At 71.9% G+C, this 14,673-nt stretch carries 15 protein-coding genes; 7 read left to right on the top strand and 8 right to left on the bottom strand.

Annotated features, from left to right (window positions below):
• Nucleotides 1-447 carry a YHS domain-containing (seleno)protein gene (locus tag ACTIE5_RS22065; RefSeq protein WP_439551878.1) on the bottom strand — a complete coding sequence of 149 codons (447 nt, stop codon included), beginning with the start codon at nucleotides 445-447 and terminating at the stop codon, nucleotides 1-3.
• Between the two features lie 102 nt (nucleotides 448-549).
• Here ACTIE5_RS22065 and ACTIE5_RS22070 point away from each other — a divergent pair, with 102 nt between their 5' ends.
• Together ACTIE5_RS22070 and ACTIE5_RS22075 are read left to right on the top strand one after the other, a co-directional pair.
• Complete coding sequence (locus ACTIE5_RS22070) at nucleotides 550-1,119, top strand: NUDIX hydrolase (RefSeq protein ID WP_439551879.1); 570 nt, start codon at nucleotides 550-552, stop codon at nucleotides 1,117-1,119.
• The gene (locus tag ACTIE5_RS22075; RefSeq protein WP_439551880.1) at nucleotides 1,119-1,571 is read left to right on the top strand and encodes a GNAT family N-acetyltransferase; all 453 of its coding nucleotides are present in this window, start codon (nucleotides 1,119-1,121) and stop codon (nucleotides 1,569-1,571) included. Before ACTIE5_RS22070 ends, ACTIE5_RS22075 begins: the two co-directional genes overlap by 1 nt.
• 42 nt (nucleotides 1,572-1,613) lie before the next feature.
• Here ACTIE5_RS22075 and ACTIE5_RS22080 read toward each other — a convergent pair whose 3' ends face one another.
• On the bottom strand, nucleotides 1,614-3,194 hold the full coding sequence (locus tag ACTIE5_RS22080) for an ABC transporter substrate-binding protein (RefSeq protein ID WP_439551881.1): 1,581 nt from the start codon (nucleotides 3,192-3,194) through the stop codon (nucleotides 1,614-1,616).
• Between the two features lie 126 nt (nucleotides 3,195-3,320).
• Here ACTIE5_RS22080 and ACTIE5_RS22085 point away from each other — a divergent pair, with 126 nt between their 5' ends.
• Nucleotides 3,321-4,889 (top strand): FG-GAP-like repeat-containing protein, encoded by a 1,569-nt coding sequence (locus ACTIE5_RS22085; protein WP_439551882.1) that lies wholly within the window; start codon nucleotides 3,321-3,323, stop codon nucleotides 4,887-4,889.
• A 127-nt stretch (nucleotides 4,890-5,016) separates the two neighbouring features.
• On the opposite strand, the gene ACTIE5_RS22090 is transcribed toward ACTIE5_RS22085, so the two are convergent.
• The 6 genes from ACTIE5_RS22090 to ACTIE5_RS22115 form a co-directional block, all read right to left on the bottom strand.
• On the bottom strand, nucleotides 5,017-5,526 hold the full coding sequence (locus ACTIE5_RS22090; RefSeq protein WP_439551883.1) for a F0F1 ATP synthase subunit B family protein: 510 nt from the start codon (nucleotides 5,524-5,526) through the stop codon (nucleotides 5,017-5,019).
• Nucleotides 5,527-5,537: 11 nt separating this feature from the next.
• Nucleotides 5,538-6,038, bottom strand: coding sequence for a F0F1 ATP synthase subunit B family protein (locus ACTIE5_RS22095; RefSeq protein WP_439551884.1), 501 nt, complete (start codon nucleotides 6,036-6,038; stop codon nucleotides 5,538-5,540).
• Nucleotides 6,039-6,156: 118 nt separating this feature from the next.
• The gene (locus ACTIE5_RS22100; RefSeq protein WP_092955773.1) at nucleotides 6,157-6,381 is read right to left on the bottom strand and encodes an ATP synthase subunit C family protein; all 225 of its coding nucleotides are present in this window, start codon (nucleotides 6,379-6,381) and stop codon (nucleotides 6,157-6,159) included.
• A gap of 66 nt (nucleotides 6,382-6,447) precedes the next feature.
• Nucleotides 6,448-7,227 (bottom strand): F0F1 ATP synthase subunit A, encoded by a 780-nt coding sequence (locus ACTIE5_RS22105; protein ID WP_439551885.1) that lies wholly within the window; start codon nucleotides 7,225-7,227, stop codon nucleotides 6,448-6,450.
• Nucleotides 7,228-7,278: 51 nt separating this feature from the next.
• Nucleotides 7,279-7,575 carry an AtpZ/AtpI family protein gene (locus tag ACTIE5_RS22110; protein WP_439551886.1) on the bottom strand — a complete coding sequence of 99 codons (297 nt, stop codon included), beginning with the start codon at nucleotides 7,573-7,575 and terminating at the stop codon, nucleotides 7,279-7,281.
• Nucleotides 7,576-7,728: 153 nt separating this feature from the next.
• Nucleotides 7,729-8,787: an A/G-specific adenine glycosylase gene (locus ACTIE5_RS22115; RefSeq protein ID WP_439551887.1), complete on the bottom strand. Its 1,059-nt coding sequence runs from the start codon at nucleotides 8,785-8,787 to the stop codon at nucleotides 7,729-7,731.
• 2 nt (nucleotides 8,788-8,789) lie between these two features.
• Here ACTIE5_RS22115 and ACTIE5_RS22120 point away from each other — a divergent pair, with 2 nt between their 5' ends.
• The 4 genes from ACTIE5_RS22120 (at nucleotide 8,790) to ACTIE5_RS22135 (ending at nucleotide 14,630) form a co-directional block, all read left to right on the top strand.
• Nucleotides 8,790-9,251, top strand: a complete 462-nt coding sequence (locus ACTIE5_RS22120) for a DUF721 domain-containing protein (RefSeq protein WP_439551888.1) — start codon at nucleotides 8,790-8,792, stop codon at nucleotides 9,249-9,251.
• Between the two features lie 73 nt (nucleotides 9,252-9,324).
• On the top strand, nucleotides 9,325-9,954 hold the full coding sequence (locus ACTIE5_RS22125) for a DsbA family protein (protein ID WP_439551889.1): 630 nt from the start codon (nucleotides 9,325-9,327) through the stop codon (nucleotides 9,952-9,954).
• Nucleotides 9,955-9,977: 23 nt separating this feature from the next.
• Entirely contained in the window at nucleotides 9,978-14,084 is a 4,107-nt protein-coding gene (locus tag ACTIE5_RS22130) for a chromosome segregation SMC family protein (RefSeq protein WP_439551890.1), read from the top strand.
• Nucleotides 14,085-14,174: 90 nt separating this feature from the next.
• On the top strand, nucleotides 14,175-14,630 hold the full coding sequence (locus ACTIE5_RS22135; protein WP_439551891.1) for a VOC family protein: 456 nt from the start codon (nucleotides 14,175-14,177) through the stop codon (nucleotides 14,628-14,630).
• The last annotated feature ends 43 nt before the right edge of the window (nucleotides 14,631-14,673 follow it).

Here is a 14,673-nt window from a genome sequence, read left to right on the forward strand (position 1 = left end):
TCACGCTTCGGCCAGGCGGGGCCAGTTCGCCGCTGCCCGCGCGATATGGCCAGGAATGTCGCGACGCCATTGCCGTTGCACGCCCCGATCGTAGTTGAGGTAGAGCACGCCCGCCTCGATGTGCCACGCCTCCGGATCGATATCCACCTTGTAGCCGCGGGCGACGCCGAAGGCGCAATAGCCGCCAAAGGCGGGGGCGAAGGCGGCGGGATCGGCCTCGAACCGCGCCAGGTTGGCGGCGGAGGCGAAGTGCCAGGCGACGCCGGCGTGGTCCGCCTGAAAGGCCGCTTGGCCGCGGCGCGGCCGGCCCTCGGTGAACCAGGCGACCGTGTCATGGCCGCGCAGTGCCACGCCGCCGGCATTGTTCACCGCGCGCACCCGCGGCATGGCGAGGGCCGGCTGGACGAAGGGGATGGCGGCCAGGGTGAAAAGGCTGCGGCGCAGCATGGCGGGGATCTTCCGATGACGAGGATGCCAGGCGCTTCGCCAGGCGCGGGCCCCTGGTTACGGCCCCTTGCGCGCCCCCGCATCCCGGCGCCACGGTGCCGCATGGACGAAACGCCCCCCTGGACCACCACATCGTCGCAGACGCTGGTGGAGGATCGCTGGATCAAGCTGCGCGCGGACCGGCTTCTGACGCGATCAGGCCAGGAGATCGCGCCCTGGTACGTGCTGGACTACGCCGACTGGTGCTGCGCCGTGGCCATCACGCCCGATGGCCGCGTGGTGATGGTGCGCCAGTGGCGCCATGGCGCGCAGGCCTGGTCGCTGGAACTGCCGGGCGGCGTGATGGACCCCGGCGATGCCGACGCCATCGCCGCTGCGCGGCGCGAGTTGCGGGAGGAGACGGGCTATGACGCCCCCGAATGGCGCTTCCTCTACGCCGCCCACGCCAACCCCGCGATCCAGACGAACCGCCTGCACATCGTGCTCGGCCTCGGCGCCGTCCCCGTCGCCGCCGCGACGCCGGAGCCGACGGAGGAGATCGCCGTGGTGCTGATGACGGTGGAGGAAGTGTTGGCCGCGGTGGCCGGGGGCCGCATCGGCCAGTCCATGCATGTGGGCGGCATCCTCGTCGCCCTCGCCGCCGCCGGGCGAATCCGGCAGGAGATCGCGTGATGAGCAGCGTGAACGTCGTCCGCCTGGCGCCGCACCACCGGGAGGCGTGGGAACGCCTCTATGCCGGCTACGCCGCCTTCTACAAGGTCACGCAGACGCCGGAGATGCGCGGCCGCGTCTGGGGCTGGATCATGGACCCGGCACATGAGGTGAAGGCGCTGGTGGCAGAGAATGAATCCCGCGCCGTCCTGGGCCTCGCCCATTACCGCCCCTTCGCGCGGCCGCTTTCCGCCAGCGTCGGCGGCTTCCTCGACGACCTGTTCGTGGACCCCGCCGCGCGCGGGCAGCGGGTGGCGGATGCGCTGATCGATGCGGTGGCGGAGGAAGGCCGCCAGCGCGGCTGGACCGTGATCCGCTGGATCACGGCCGATGACAATTACCGCGGCCGCGGCGTCTATGACCGGCTGGCGACGCGGACGATGTGGATCACCTACGACCGCAAACTGGGCTGAGAACGCTCCCTCCCCCGCGCTTGCGGGGGAGGGCGGCGCCCCTCAGTTGCCGACGCGCACGAAGCGCAGCGGGAAGTAGTTGTCCGCCAGCTGCTGGAGCTGGATGTTGGACCTGGCCGCCCAGATCACGGTCTGCTGGTGGAGCGGCAGGTGCCCCACCGCATCGGTGTGGATCTTCAACGCTTCCTCGATCATCGCCTGGCGCGCCTGCGGGTTGGTCTCCACCGCCATGCGCGTCACCAGTTCGTCGAAGCGGGCGTTATTGAAGCCACCCACGTTGAACAGGCCGCGGTCGCCCTGGCGCGACGCCATCAGGTTGAAGAAGGCGTTGTGGGCGTCATAGGTGTTGGGCGTCCAGCCCAGCATGTAGAAGCTGGTGTTGTAGCGCGGGCCCAGGATCTCCGCGAAGTAGCGGGCGCGGGTCTGGGCGTTCAGCGTCACCCGCACGCCGATGCGCGCCAGCATCGAAACCACGGCCGTGCAGATCGCCTCGTCATTCACGTAGCGGTCATTCGGGCAGTCCAGCGTCACGCCGAAGCCCTGCGGGTAGCCCGCTTCCGCCAGCAGGCGGCGCGCGAGGTCCGGGTTGTAGGCCGCCACCTGGTCGCCGGCCGTGGTGTGGCCATTCACGCCCGGGCCGATCATCAGCCCCGTCGGCCGCGCCTGGCCGCGCATCACGGTCCGCACGATGGCGGCGCGGTCGATCGCGTGGTTGAAGGCCTGCCGCACGCGCAGGTCCTGGAACGGGTTGCGGCCGCGCACGTCGGACTTCAGCAGTTCCGGCCGCATCTGGTCGAAGCCGAGGTAGATCGTCCGCAGCTCCGCCTGCTGGTGCACGCGGATGTTCGGCGTGCGGGACAGGCGGTCCGTGTCCTGCGGCGGCACAGTATAGACCATGTCCACCTCCCCGCTCAGCAGGGCGGCGATGCGCGTCGCGTCATTGGCGATGACGTTGAACTCGACGCGCGTCAGATTGTGTTCCGGCCGGTCCCACCAGCCCGGGTTGGGCGCCAGCACCGTGCGGCGATCGGGCTCCCGCGACACCAGGCGGAAGGGGCCGGTGCCCATGGCGTTGCGGGTCGCGAAATTCTCGGCGCCCGTCGTCAGGTCGGCGCTGCGGGTGGCGTTGTTCGCCTCCGCCCAGCGGCGGGACATCATGCCGATGCCGGTGATCTCCTCCAGGAAGATCGGGTTCGGCGCGTGGGTTTCGACATCGACCGTGTGGTCATCGACCCGCCGCGCTTCCTTCACGCTGGCGAGCGACCCACCGACATTGGACCCCTGCGCCTTGGCCCGACCGATGGAGAAGACGACGTCTTCCGCCGTGAAGGGTGTGCCATCCGTGAAGGTGACGCCGCGGCGGAGGTGGAAGCGCCACACAGTCGGCGCGGTCTGCTCCCAGCGCTCGGCGAGCGAGGCCTCGACCTGCAGCTGCCGGTTCCGCCGCACCAGCGGCTCATAGACGTTCTGCATGAAGCTCAGCAGGAAGGTCTCCTGCCGGGCATAGGGGTCCATGGAGTTCACGTCTCCGTCATTCGCCCAGCGGAACAGATTGGCCTGGGCGGACGGGGCGGCGAAAGCGGTCGCCGCGAGCAAGGCGGCTGCCAGAAAACCACGCTTCACGTTATCTCTCCGACATGATGTTGCGTTGAGCCTAACCTGAGCCCGGCTACGCGACCAGCATCCGGGCTTGATGCGAAGCATTGATTTCGCCATGAACGTCGTTAACGATCGTTAAGGACCTTGACCATGGCCCGCCTCATCCTGTCCCAGAATCCGCCCTTCGACCCGATGGGCGCCATTGATGACATCGCGAACCCCACGGTCCGCACGCGCAATGCCAGTACCTTCATCATCGAGGGCACCCTGCTCGGCCGCCCCGCGAGCCTCGAACTCTACGGATCGGGCTTCGGCGCCAACTCGCTGAACCTGACGGCCTTCAACAGCAGCGCCATCGTCACCGATGTCCGCCTGGTTGTCGGCGGCGAACGAGTGATCGACATCAACGGCGCCTTCATCTCCGGCAGCAATCTCTACAACTGGCTGGTGCTGGGCAGCGGCACCGCCTTCGACAACGCCATCATGGCCGGCGACACGGAAATCCGCCTCTCCAACTTCAGCGAGGCGCAGAACGCGCAGGGCGGCAACGACATCGCCTTCGGCTTCGGCGGCAACGACACGCTGGGGGGCGATGCGGGCAATGACAGCATCTGGGGCGGCGATGGCGACGATGTCCTGACCGGCGGCACGGGCAACGACCTGCTGCTGGGCGAGGCCGGCTTCGACGTCGCCCGCTTCATCGTCGGCCGTTCCAGTGCCGAATGGTCGCGGCTGGCCGACGGGTCCTGGCGCGTCACCACCACCTCCGACGGCACCGACATCATCAGCGGCATCGAGCGGATCGACTTCATCGGAACCTCCATCACGCTCGGCAACACCGCCCGCCCGCGGGACCTGAACGGCGACGGGCTCGCGGACCTCGCCTGGCGCGGCGCCGATGGCACGGTCGCGCTGTGGACGATGAACAACCTGTCCATCACCGGCGGCGGCATGGTGGCGCGCGTCGGCAATGACTGGCAGTTGCTCGGCCTGGCGGAGACGGACAGCAACGGCCGCGCCGACCTCGTCTGGATGTCCACCGGCGGTTCCATCCAGGTCTGGAGCATGAACGGCGCCAGCGTCGGCCTCGCCAATGTCCCGGGCGCCCGCCCCGGCAACACGACCTTCCAGGGCCTGGCGGACCTGACCGGCGACGGCAACGCGGACCTGGTGTGGCGGGACATGTCGAGCGGCGCCGTCAGCATGCAGCGCCTCGACGGCGTCTATGGCATCAGCACCGCGCGCAGCATCGGCACCGTCGATACCAGCTGGTCCATCGCGGCGCTCGGCGACCTCAATGGCGATGGTCGCGCGGACATCCTCTGGCGCGGCGCGGCCGGGCAGGTCGTGGGCTGGGCCATGGATGGCAACACCGTCGCCGGCGGCGGCTCCATCGCCCAGGTCGGGCTGGACTGGCAGGTCCGCGGCCTGGCCGATTTCAACGCCGATGGCCGTGCGGACATCGTCTGGCGCAACGGCACCACGGGCGATGTCGTGATCTGGCTGATGGACGGCACTTCCATCATCGGCGGCGGTGCCGTCGGCCAGGTGGAGACGTCGTGGAACATCCACGCTCTCGGCGACGTCAACGGCGATGGCCGCGCCGACCTGATCTGGCGCAGCGGCGGCGGCACCGTGGTGAACTGGTTCATGGATGGCAACGCCGTGCGCGGCGGCGGCGTGGTGCTGGACGTCAGCCCGGATTGGCAACTGGTCTGAGGATGCCTCCGGGCCCCGCCGCACAGGCGGGGCCCGGGCAGCACCCCAGCCACCTGGGCATCAAGAAGCCGACACGAAAAAGGGGGCCTCACGGCCCCCTTTCTTCATTCCAGCGATGGAGCGGCGTTCAGGCCGCCTTCAGCGCCCGCGGCAGATCCGCCACGGCGGCGTCAATCAGCGCGGCATCCGCCTGGGCGTCCACCGTCTGCGCCAGCACGTCCCGCGCGGCGATGATCGCGATTTCCGCGGCGGCGTTGCGAACTTCCGTCACGGCACCGGCCTCGGCGGCCGCGATCCGGTCCATCGCCATGCGCTCGCGGCGCTTGGCGGCGGTCTCGGCCTCCACCGCCGCGGCCTGGGCCAGGCGCTCGGCCTCGGCACGGGCGCGGGCGATCAGGTCCTCGGCTTCCGCCAGCGCGGCGGCGCGGTCGGCGATCGCCTGCTGGCGCATCGCCTCGGCTTCCGCGCGAAGCTGGGCGGCTTCGGCCAGCTCGGCCCGGATCCGGTCACCACGGCCATCGAGGCGCGAGGTGATCTGCTTCCAGCCGGTCTTCGCGACCAGAAGGACGAAGAGGACGAAGGAGACCGCGACCCAGAACTTCGGGTCGAGCCAGAAATGCGCGTAGTGATGTTCCATGGCGCGTCTCCTTAGCCCTGGCCGCGGGCGGCGAGCGCACGGTCCACGGCGGCACCCAGCGCCGCCTGGTCGCTGCGGCCGGTCAGCCGCACCAGCAGCGCATCCGCCGTCTCGGTCGAAACCTGGCGCAGCGCGCCCATGGCGGCGTCGCGGGCACGGCCGATGCGGGCTTCCGCCTCATCGATCTGCTTCGCCAGCCGGGCGGCCAGCGCGTCGGACCGTGCGGTGGTTTCCGCCTGGGCCGATGCCATCGCTTCCGCGATCGCGGCCTGCGCTTCCGCCCGGGCCTTGGCCGAGGCTTCGCGATAGGCAGCGATCGCCGCATCGGCTTCCGCCTTGGCGGCATGCGCGGCTTCGAGGTCACCCTCGATCCGCCGGCGGCGATCCTCCAGCACTTCCGCCACGCGCGGCAGCGCGTAGGTGGAAAGCACGAAGTAGAGCATCCCGAAGATGATCAGCAGCCAGACAATCTGGGCGATGATCAGCGGATTGCTGAACTCGAGCTGCGGCATGGTGTATCGGCTCTCCTCGGTCAGTCCGCCGGCACGCCGCCGGAAGTCTGGCGGCGTGCTTCGATCCCCTCGGCCACGGGCGGGAAGGCTCTCGCCCCGCCCGCCGCGGCGGGCGGGATCAGGTGAACAGGATGAGGAACGCGATCAGCAGCGCGAACAGCGCGACCGCTTCCGTGAGCGCGAAGCCCAGGATGCCGATCGGGAACACCGCATCGCGAGCCGCAGGATTGCGGGCCACGCTGGTGATCATCGCGGAGAAGATGTTGCCGATGCCGAGGCCCACGCCGAACAGCGCGATCACGGCGATGCCAGCCCCGAGGGCCTTCGCGGCAGCCACTTCCATCTGTGTATCCTTCCGTCTTGTGTGAACTGGGGGTGGGATTGGTCTGAACGGTCGCCGGCCTGCGGATCAGTGCAGGTGCACGGCGTCGTGCAGGTAGATGCTGGTGAGGATGGCGAAGACATACGCCTGGAGGAACGCCACCAGCACTTCGAAGCCGACCAGCGCGATGTTCACCCCGAGCGGCAGCACCGCCACGAAGGGACCGACGGCGCCCAGGCCACCGAGCAGGACGATGAAGGTGGCGAACACCTTCAGCATCACGTGGCCGGCGACCATGTTGGCGAACAGTCGGATGGACAGGCTGACCGGGCGCGAGAGGTAGGACACGATCTCGACCGGGATGATGATCGGCGCCAGCCAGATCGGCGCGCCTTCCGGGAAGAAGTATCCGAAGAACTTCCGGCCATGCAGCGTCAGCGCCACGGCCGTGATGAGGACGAACACGATCGCCGCCAGCGCGAAGGTCACCGCGATGTGGCTCGTGAAGGTGAAGGAATAGGGCAGCAGGCCCAGCAGGTTGCCGAACAGCACGAACATGAACAGCGTGAAGACGAAGGGGAAGAAGCGCTTCCCCTCATCCCCGACCTGCCCCAGCACCAGGCCATGCACGAATTCGTAGGAGCTTTCGGCCAGGCTCTGCAGCCGGCCCGGAACCACCGCGCGGGCGGACATGCCGAACATGATCAGCGCCGTGATCAGCCCTGCCGCCAGCAGCATATACGCATTGGACTGCGAGAACCCGACCGAGGAGCCGATCGGGCCCAGCACGGTCGCGAGCTCGAACTGGCTCAGCGCGTCGATCGTCTTACCTTCGGCGGCCACTCTCGATTCCCCCGGTCGCCGCATCAGCGGCAGCCTCGATCCCTAACCAGCCCGCCGGGGATGAACCCCCCGGGCCTATTGCCGTGCCGCATCGCGTGGCTTGAACAGCCGATAGACGTTCAGGACACCCGCGACGCTGCCGAAGACGAAGAACAGAAGGAAGAGCCACGGCCAGGTGCCAAGCCAGCGGTCCAGGAACCAGCCAGCCGCCACGCCGACGACAAGTGCCGAGACAACCTCGACCCCCGCCCGAAACCCGATGCCCCAGGTGCTGCCCGGCGGCAGGGTTCCCGATGTGCCGGGCTCGGGATCCATCCCTTGCCGCGACCGGGCCTGCCGGAGCCGATCCTCGAAGCCGTCTGGTTTCTTCACGCCTGCTCTCCCCCGCGGTGCCCCGCCCGGAAGGCGCGCGCTCCCTACGATGTGGGGTTAGCAGTGTCAAGGCGATGGCTGCGGTGCAGCATGGCCGGGATGAAGGATTCGTGACGCGCGCGCCACCAGGAACGCCCTGCCATCGCCCCGGTTTCAGGCCCCCGCCAGGTCCAGCAGCCGCTTCATGGCGGTGGGCATCGCGGCCCGCGCGGCGGCGGCGTCCCACCAGGAAAACCCCTCCAGCGCCAGGCCCTTCGGCGCCTCGGCCCGCCACAGCGCCATGCGCAGCTCGAAATGGGTGAAGCCATGCGCGGCCTCCCCGTTCAGGGGCTGCCAGGCGATGCCCGCCACCGGCGCGTGGGAAGCGGCCTCGGCAGCCCCCCAGGCTTCCTCCCGCCAGGGCGTCCCCGGCACCTCCAGCATCCCGCCGAGCAGCCCGGATTCGGGCCGCCGCCGCAGCAGCAGCCGCCCGGCGGCATCGGACAGCAGGAAATGCACCCCGAAGCGGGTGGGCCGTGGCTTCTTCGCGGTCTTGCGCGGCAGGCTGGCCTGGATCCCCGCCTGCCGGGCCACGCAGCAATCCCGCCAGGGGCAGATGGCGCAGGCGGGGTTGCGGGGCGTGCAGACCGTGGCGCCCAGATCGAACAATGCCTGCGCGAAATCCCCCGGCCGGGCGCGGGCGGCGGCGTTTTCCATCCATCCCTGGGCGAGCATCGCCAGCCGTGCCTTGGCCGCCGGCAGGGGCTGGTCCACCGCATGGATGCGGGCTGTCACGCGCTCCACATTCCCATCCGCCGGCACCACCGGCCGGCCGAAGGCGATCGCCGCCACCGCCGCCGCCGTGTAGGCACCGATTCCCGGAATTTTCCTCAGTTCCTCGACCGTGGTCGGGAACCCCCCCGCCGCCAGCGCCCTCGCCCCCGCATGCAGGTTCCGCGCCCGGGCGTAATAGCCGAGTCCCGCCCATTCCTCCGCCACCTCCTCCCAGGATGCGGCGGCTAGCCGCCCCACATCCGGGAAGCGGGCCAGGAACCGGGCATAGCGGGGGCCGACCGTCGCGACCGTGGTCTGCTGGAGCATGACCTCCGACAGCCAGACGCGGTAAGGATCAGGTTTGCCGCCCAGGGGGCCCGACGGCATCCGCCAGGGCAGGCTGCGCTTGTGCCGGTCGTACCAGGCCAGCAGAAGGGTGGGATCAGAAGAAGGGGTCATGCATGGCGAAGGATGGGGACGACCGCCGATTCTCGACAGGGCCCCTGCCCGTGGGTGGCATGATCGCGCGCCTCACCCGCCCCGCCTTCCGCAAGCGCAGCCCCGCCGGCGCCCAGTTGATGGCCGATTGGCCCGATGTGGTCGGCCCCGCGCTCTCCGCCGTCACCCAGCCGCTGCGCCTTTCCGCCGGCACCCTGACGCTCGGCTGCGCCGGGCCGGTCGCCATGGAATTGCAGCATCTGGCGCCCGAGCTCATCGGCCGCATCAACGCCCATCTCGGCCGCGCGGCGGTGGAACGCCTGCGATTCGTCCAGCAGGCCCCGCCGGGCGCCGCCCCCGCCCGGCCGAAGCCCAAGCCGGTGGCCCTTCCCCCGGAGCTCGAAGCCCGCATCGCCTCGATGCCGGAGGGCGAGTTGCGGGATGCACTGGCAAAGCTGGCGCTTGGCGTCTATCGGAAGCGGTGACTGGCCGGGCGCTTCCCGGCCTCCCGCCCCCTTCGGCTTTGTCCGGAGGAGGCCGAAATCGGAGTCTGCCCGGATGACCGACCGCCGTTCGCTCCTCGCCCTCGCCGCCGCCGCCCCGCTCCTTGGCGCCCGTGCCGCCCTGGCCCAGGCCCCCGCAGCCCCGGCGCCGCTGGCCGCCGACGACCCCCGGATGACGGAACGCAGCATCGGCCGTGCCGGCGCGCCCACCGTCATCGAATACTTCTCCCTCACCTGCGGCCATTGCGCGTCCTTCCACAAGGACACCATGCCCCGCGTGAAGCGCGAACTGGTGGATACCGGCCGCGTCCGCATCGTCTTCCGCGACTTCCCGCTGGATGCGGTGGGGCTCGCCGCCGCCCAGGTCGCCCGCAGCCTGCCGGCCGAACGCTATGAGCCTTTCGTCGCCACCCTGTTCCAGCAGCAGGACCGCTGGGCCTTCGCCCGCGGCGCCAACCCGCAGGAGGAGTTGTTCAAGATCGCGGCCGTGGCCGGCATGTCCCGCGCCCAGTTCGACGCGGCGATCGGCGACCAGGCCCTGGCCCGCGGCATCCTGGAACAGCGCGTGGCCGGCCAGCAGCAGCACAACGTGAACTCCACGCCGACCTTCGTCTTCGGCACGCGGTCCGTCCCCGGGAACATGGCCTTCGACCGCTTCGCCGCCCTGGTCGCCGAGATCCGATAAGGCAGGCCGCGCGGGCCACCAGCATGGAGGCCGAGGCCCCCACTCCGCCGGAGGCAGCCCCTCCGGAGGACCCCGCGCGGACGGATGCGCAGGCGGAGGCCGCGCGCCATGCGCGCCTCACCCGCCTGCGCATCGCCGGCTTCAAATCCTTCGCGGAGCCGACGATCGTCGAGGTGATGCCGGGCCTGACCGGCATTGTCGGCCCCAATGGCTGCGGCAAGTCCAACGTGGTCGAGGCCCTCCGCTGGGCCATGGGCGAGACCAATGCGCGGTCCATGCGCGGTGGCGAGATGGACGACGTCATCTTCGCCGGCACCGCGACCCGCCCGGGCCGCAACCTGGCGGAGGTGACGCTCTCGCTCGAGGACGCCGCCGGCCTGGCGCCGCCCCCGAATGCGGAGGCCCCGGAGCTTGAAATCGTCCGCAAGATCGCGCGCGGAGAGGGTTCCTCCTTCCGCGTGAACGGCCGCGAACTCCGCGCCCGCGATGTACAGACGATGTTCGCCGATATCGGCTCCGGCGCCCGCTCCTCCGCCATGGTCAGCCAGGGCCGCGTCTCCTCCCTCATCCAGGCGAAGCCGGAAGACCGGCGCGCGGTGCTGGAGGAAGCCGCCGGCATTGCGGGCCTGCGCGCCCGCAAGCACGAAGCCGAACTGAAGCTCCGCCAGGCCGAGAACAATCTGGCCCGGGCCGAGGACCTGATCGGCCAGATGGAATCCGGCCGCCAGAACTTGCAGCGCCAGGCCCGCCAGGCCGCGCGCTACCGCAACATCTCCGGCCTGGTGCGGCAGGCGGAGGTCGAATGGCTCGCCATCCTCCGCGCCCGCGCCCAGGCCGCCCTCACCCACGCCCGCGACGCCTATACCAATGCGAAGCGCGCCACCGGCGATGCCGAGGCCGCCGCGGAAGCCGCCGCCCGCCGCGCCTTCGCCGCCGAACAGGGCATGCCCGGGCCGAGGGAGGCCGAGGGCGCCGCCCGCACCGCCCTCGAACGCCGGCGCGTGGAGGCCGAGACGCTGGGCGCCGAGGAAGCCCGGGCACGGGAAGCCCTGGCCGCGGCGGAGGCCCGCCACGCCGCCATGGCGCGGGATCTGGACCACGCCGCCCGCGTCGATGCCGATGCCGGCGCCGCCGAGAGCCGGTTGCTGGCGGAGGCCGAGGAACTGGCCGCCATGGCCGCCGCCCTGCCCGCCCGGGCGCAGGAGGCCGAGAGTCTGGAAGCCCAGGCCACCGCCGCCGTCGCCGCCGCCGCCGAGGCCGCCGACCGCGCGACGGAAGCCAGCGCGGAAGCCGCCGCCGCCGCGGGCGCCCTGGCCACCGCGGAACAGGAAGCCGCGACGCGCGCCGGCCGCCTCGCCCAGGCGCAGGCGAAGCTGGACCAGGACACGCGCGCCGCCCGCGCCGCCATGGTCCCGGATGCCGAACGCGCCGCCGCCGCCACCGCCGTCACCACAGCCGAATCGACCCTGGCGGAGGCCGAACAGGCCCTCGCCGCCGCCGAAGCCGCCCGCGCCACCGCCCAGGCCGCCCACGAAACGGCCCGCCGCGCGGCGGGGGAGGCCGAGACCGCCGAATCCCGCGCCACCAACGCCCTGCAGGCCGCGGAACAGACCGCCCGCCGCACCGCGGACCAGCATGCCCGCCTTTCCGCCGAACGCGACCAGGCCCGCGCAAGCGCCGTGCCCGCCGCCGAACTCGAAGCCGCCCGCGCCGAAGCCGCCCGCACCGCCGCCGCCCTGACCGAGGCGCGCCGTGCGCTGGAAGGCGCGGAGGCCGCCCGCGCGGCCGCCCAGTCCCGCCACGAACAGGCCCGCGCCGCCGCCAGCGAGGCCGAGGGCACCCGCGCCCGCGCCGCTGCCGAAGCCGCGGCCCTGACCGAAGTGCTCCGCGCGCGGGAAGCCGGCAGCGCCCTGCCGCCCGTGCTGGACAGCATCACCGTCCCCCCCGGCCTGGAAGCCGCGCTCGGCGCCGCGATCGGGGAGGCGCTGGATTCCGCGCTGGAGGAAGTGGCGCCGAAGCATTGGCGCGCCATGCCGCCGCTGGACCCGATGCCGCCGCTGCCGGCCGGCGCCACCCCCCTGTCGCGCCTGGTGGAGGCCCCGCCAGCGCTCGGCCGCGCCCTGTCCCAGGTCGGCCTGTTGCCAAAGGGGCTGGACGGCGCCGCGCTGATGGCACTCCTGAAGCCGGGCCAGGCGCTGGTGACGGAGGAAGGCGCGGTCTGGCGCTGGGATGGCCATTGCCTCCGCGCCGGCGCGCCGACCCCAGGCGCCGTCCGCCTCGCCCAGCGCAACGCGCTCCGCGCCGCCGGCATCCGCCAGGACCGGGCCGAGGCCGCCGCCGCCGCCGCCGCGGAGGCCCGGAAACAGGCCGCCACCGACGAAACCCATGCCCGGGCCGAGGAAGCGGCGCGCCGCGACACCCGCGCCCAGGCCGAACGCGCCCAGGCCGCCGCCGCCACGACGCTCGACCGCATCGCCGCCCGCGCCCAGCAGGCGGAACAGCGCCTGGCGGCCCTGGCGCCGGAGATCGAGCGCCTGGACCGGGAGCGGGAGGGCGCGAATGCGGCGCTGGCCGCCGCGCGGGAAGCCCGCGCCGCCGCCCCCGATGCCGCCGCCGCCCGGCAGGCGAGGACGCTTGCCGCCAATGACGAACAGGCCCGCATCCGCGCCGAATCCGCCGCCCGCGATGCCCGCCGCAACGCCGAACAGCGCCTGGCCGCCGCGCGCGATGCAGCCCGCCGCCTGGAAGCCCGCGCCACGGAAGCCGCCGCGCGCCTCGCCGCGCTGGAACCCGAACTCGCCCGGGTGACGGCGGAGCGCGAGGCTGCCGACGCGGCACTGGCCCAGGCGCGGCAGGCCCGCGCCGCGGCGCCCGACCTCGCCGCGCTGCGCGCCGCCGTGGACCAGGCCCGGGCGGCACTCGCGGAAGCCCGGGCCAATGAGGCCGGTTGCCGCGACACCCGCGCCATGCTGGCCGCCGAGGCCACGCGCATCACCACCCGCCAGGCCGCCATCGGCCCGGAGCGGGAGGAATGGGCCCGCCGGCGCGCCGAGGCCGCCGCCCGCCGCGCCGAACTCGCCGCCCGCGCCGGTGAAGCCGCGGCCGAACGCGAAGCCCTGTCCGACGCGCCGGAGGCCGCCGCCGCCCGCCGTGCCGCCGCCGGCCGTGTCCTGGCGGAGGCCGAGGCCACCCACGCCGCCGCTGCCGCCGCCCTGACCGCCGCCGAGCGCGAGGACCGGGAGGCGGCGCTGGCCCGCCGCACCGCCGACGCCGCCTTCGCCCAGGCGCGGGAAGCCCAGCTCCGCACCGAAGGCGCAGCATCCCAGGCCGAGGCCGCCGCGCTGGCGGTGGAGGAACGGATCGTCGAGCGCCTCGGCGAAGGCCACCCAGACCTGCCGGAGGAGGTCGGCGAGCTGACCGACCAGGCGGAGGAGAAGGCCCGGAAGAAGGTCGATCGCCTGACCAAGGAACGGGAGGAGATGGGCCCCGTGAACCTCCGGGCGGAGGTCGAGTTGAACGAGCTCGACGCCGCCCGCGCCAAGATCGAGCAGGACCGGCAGGAGGTGGCGACCGCCATCGCCAAGCTGCGCGGGTCCATCGGGCACCTGAACCGGGAAGGACGGGAACGCCTGCGCGTGGTCTTCGACAAGGTCGATGCCGAATTCCGCGGGTTGTTCACGCGGCTGTTCGGCGGTGGCCGCGCGCATCTGGCGCTGGTCGGCAGCGATGATCCGCTGGAGGCGGGGCTCGAGATCTATGCGGAGCCGCCGGGCAAGAAGCTCTCCTCACTTGCCCTGCTGTCGGGCGGCGAACAGGCGCTGACGGCGCTCTCCCTCGTCTTCGCCGTCTTCCGCTGCAACCCCGCCCCGGTCTGCGTGCTGGACGAGGTGGATGCACCGCTCGACGACGCCAACGTGGAACGCCTGTGCGACCTGCTGGAGATCATGGCCAGGCCCGCGGAGGAAGGCGGCGGCGGCACGCGCTTCCTCATCGTCACGCACCACCCCCTGACCATGGCGCGGATGCATCGCCTCTATGGCGTGACGATGCAGGAACGCGGCGTGTCCCGCCTGCTGAGCGTTGATCTCCAGCGCGCGGTTGAACTGGTGGATGGCGCCGCGCCGGGCTGAACGGCCTCGCGATTACGTTCGCTTATTGTTCTTGATACGGCGGCCCGGCCGCGCGCATCCTCTGCCCCCGCAAGGCCAGGAGGAACCGCCATGTCCGTGAAGCCGATCCCCGCCGATCATCCCCGCCTCTCCCCCTATCTCTGCGTCAAGGACGCGGCGGGCGCGCTGGCCTGGTACGCCGAGGTGCTGGGGGCGGAGGAGGTGATGCGCATCCCCCGCGACGACGGCGCCGTGATGCATGGCGAACTCCGCATCGGTGCCAGCGTGGTGATGGTGGGGGAGGAAGCGCCGGATTACGGCGCCTTCGCCCCAGGCCATTTCGGCGGTACCGCCGTCTCCCTCATGCTCTATGTCGCGGATGTGGACGCCGCCTTCGCCCGCGCGCTGGATGCCGGGGCGCGGGAGGAACGCCCCCCCGCCGACCAGCCCTTCGGCGACCGCGTGGGCACGCTGCTCGACCCCTTCGGCCATCGCTGGCATTTGGCCAGCCGGCTGGAGGAGGTTTCGGTGGAGGAGATGGTGCGGCGGATGTCCGGCGGCGCCTGAATCGCCCCTGGCGGTCGGAACGGCCGGGTTATGAATCTGGCAA

Origin of the sequence: Falsiroseomonas sp. (assembly GCF_051859025.1) — a bacterium.
Classification (GTDB): domain Bacteria; phylum Pseudomonadota; class Alphaproteobacteria; order Acetobacterales; family Acetobacteraceae; genus Falsiroseomonas.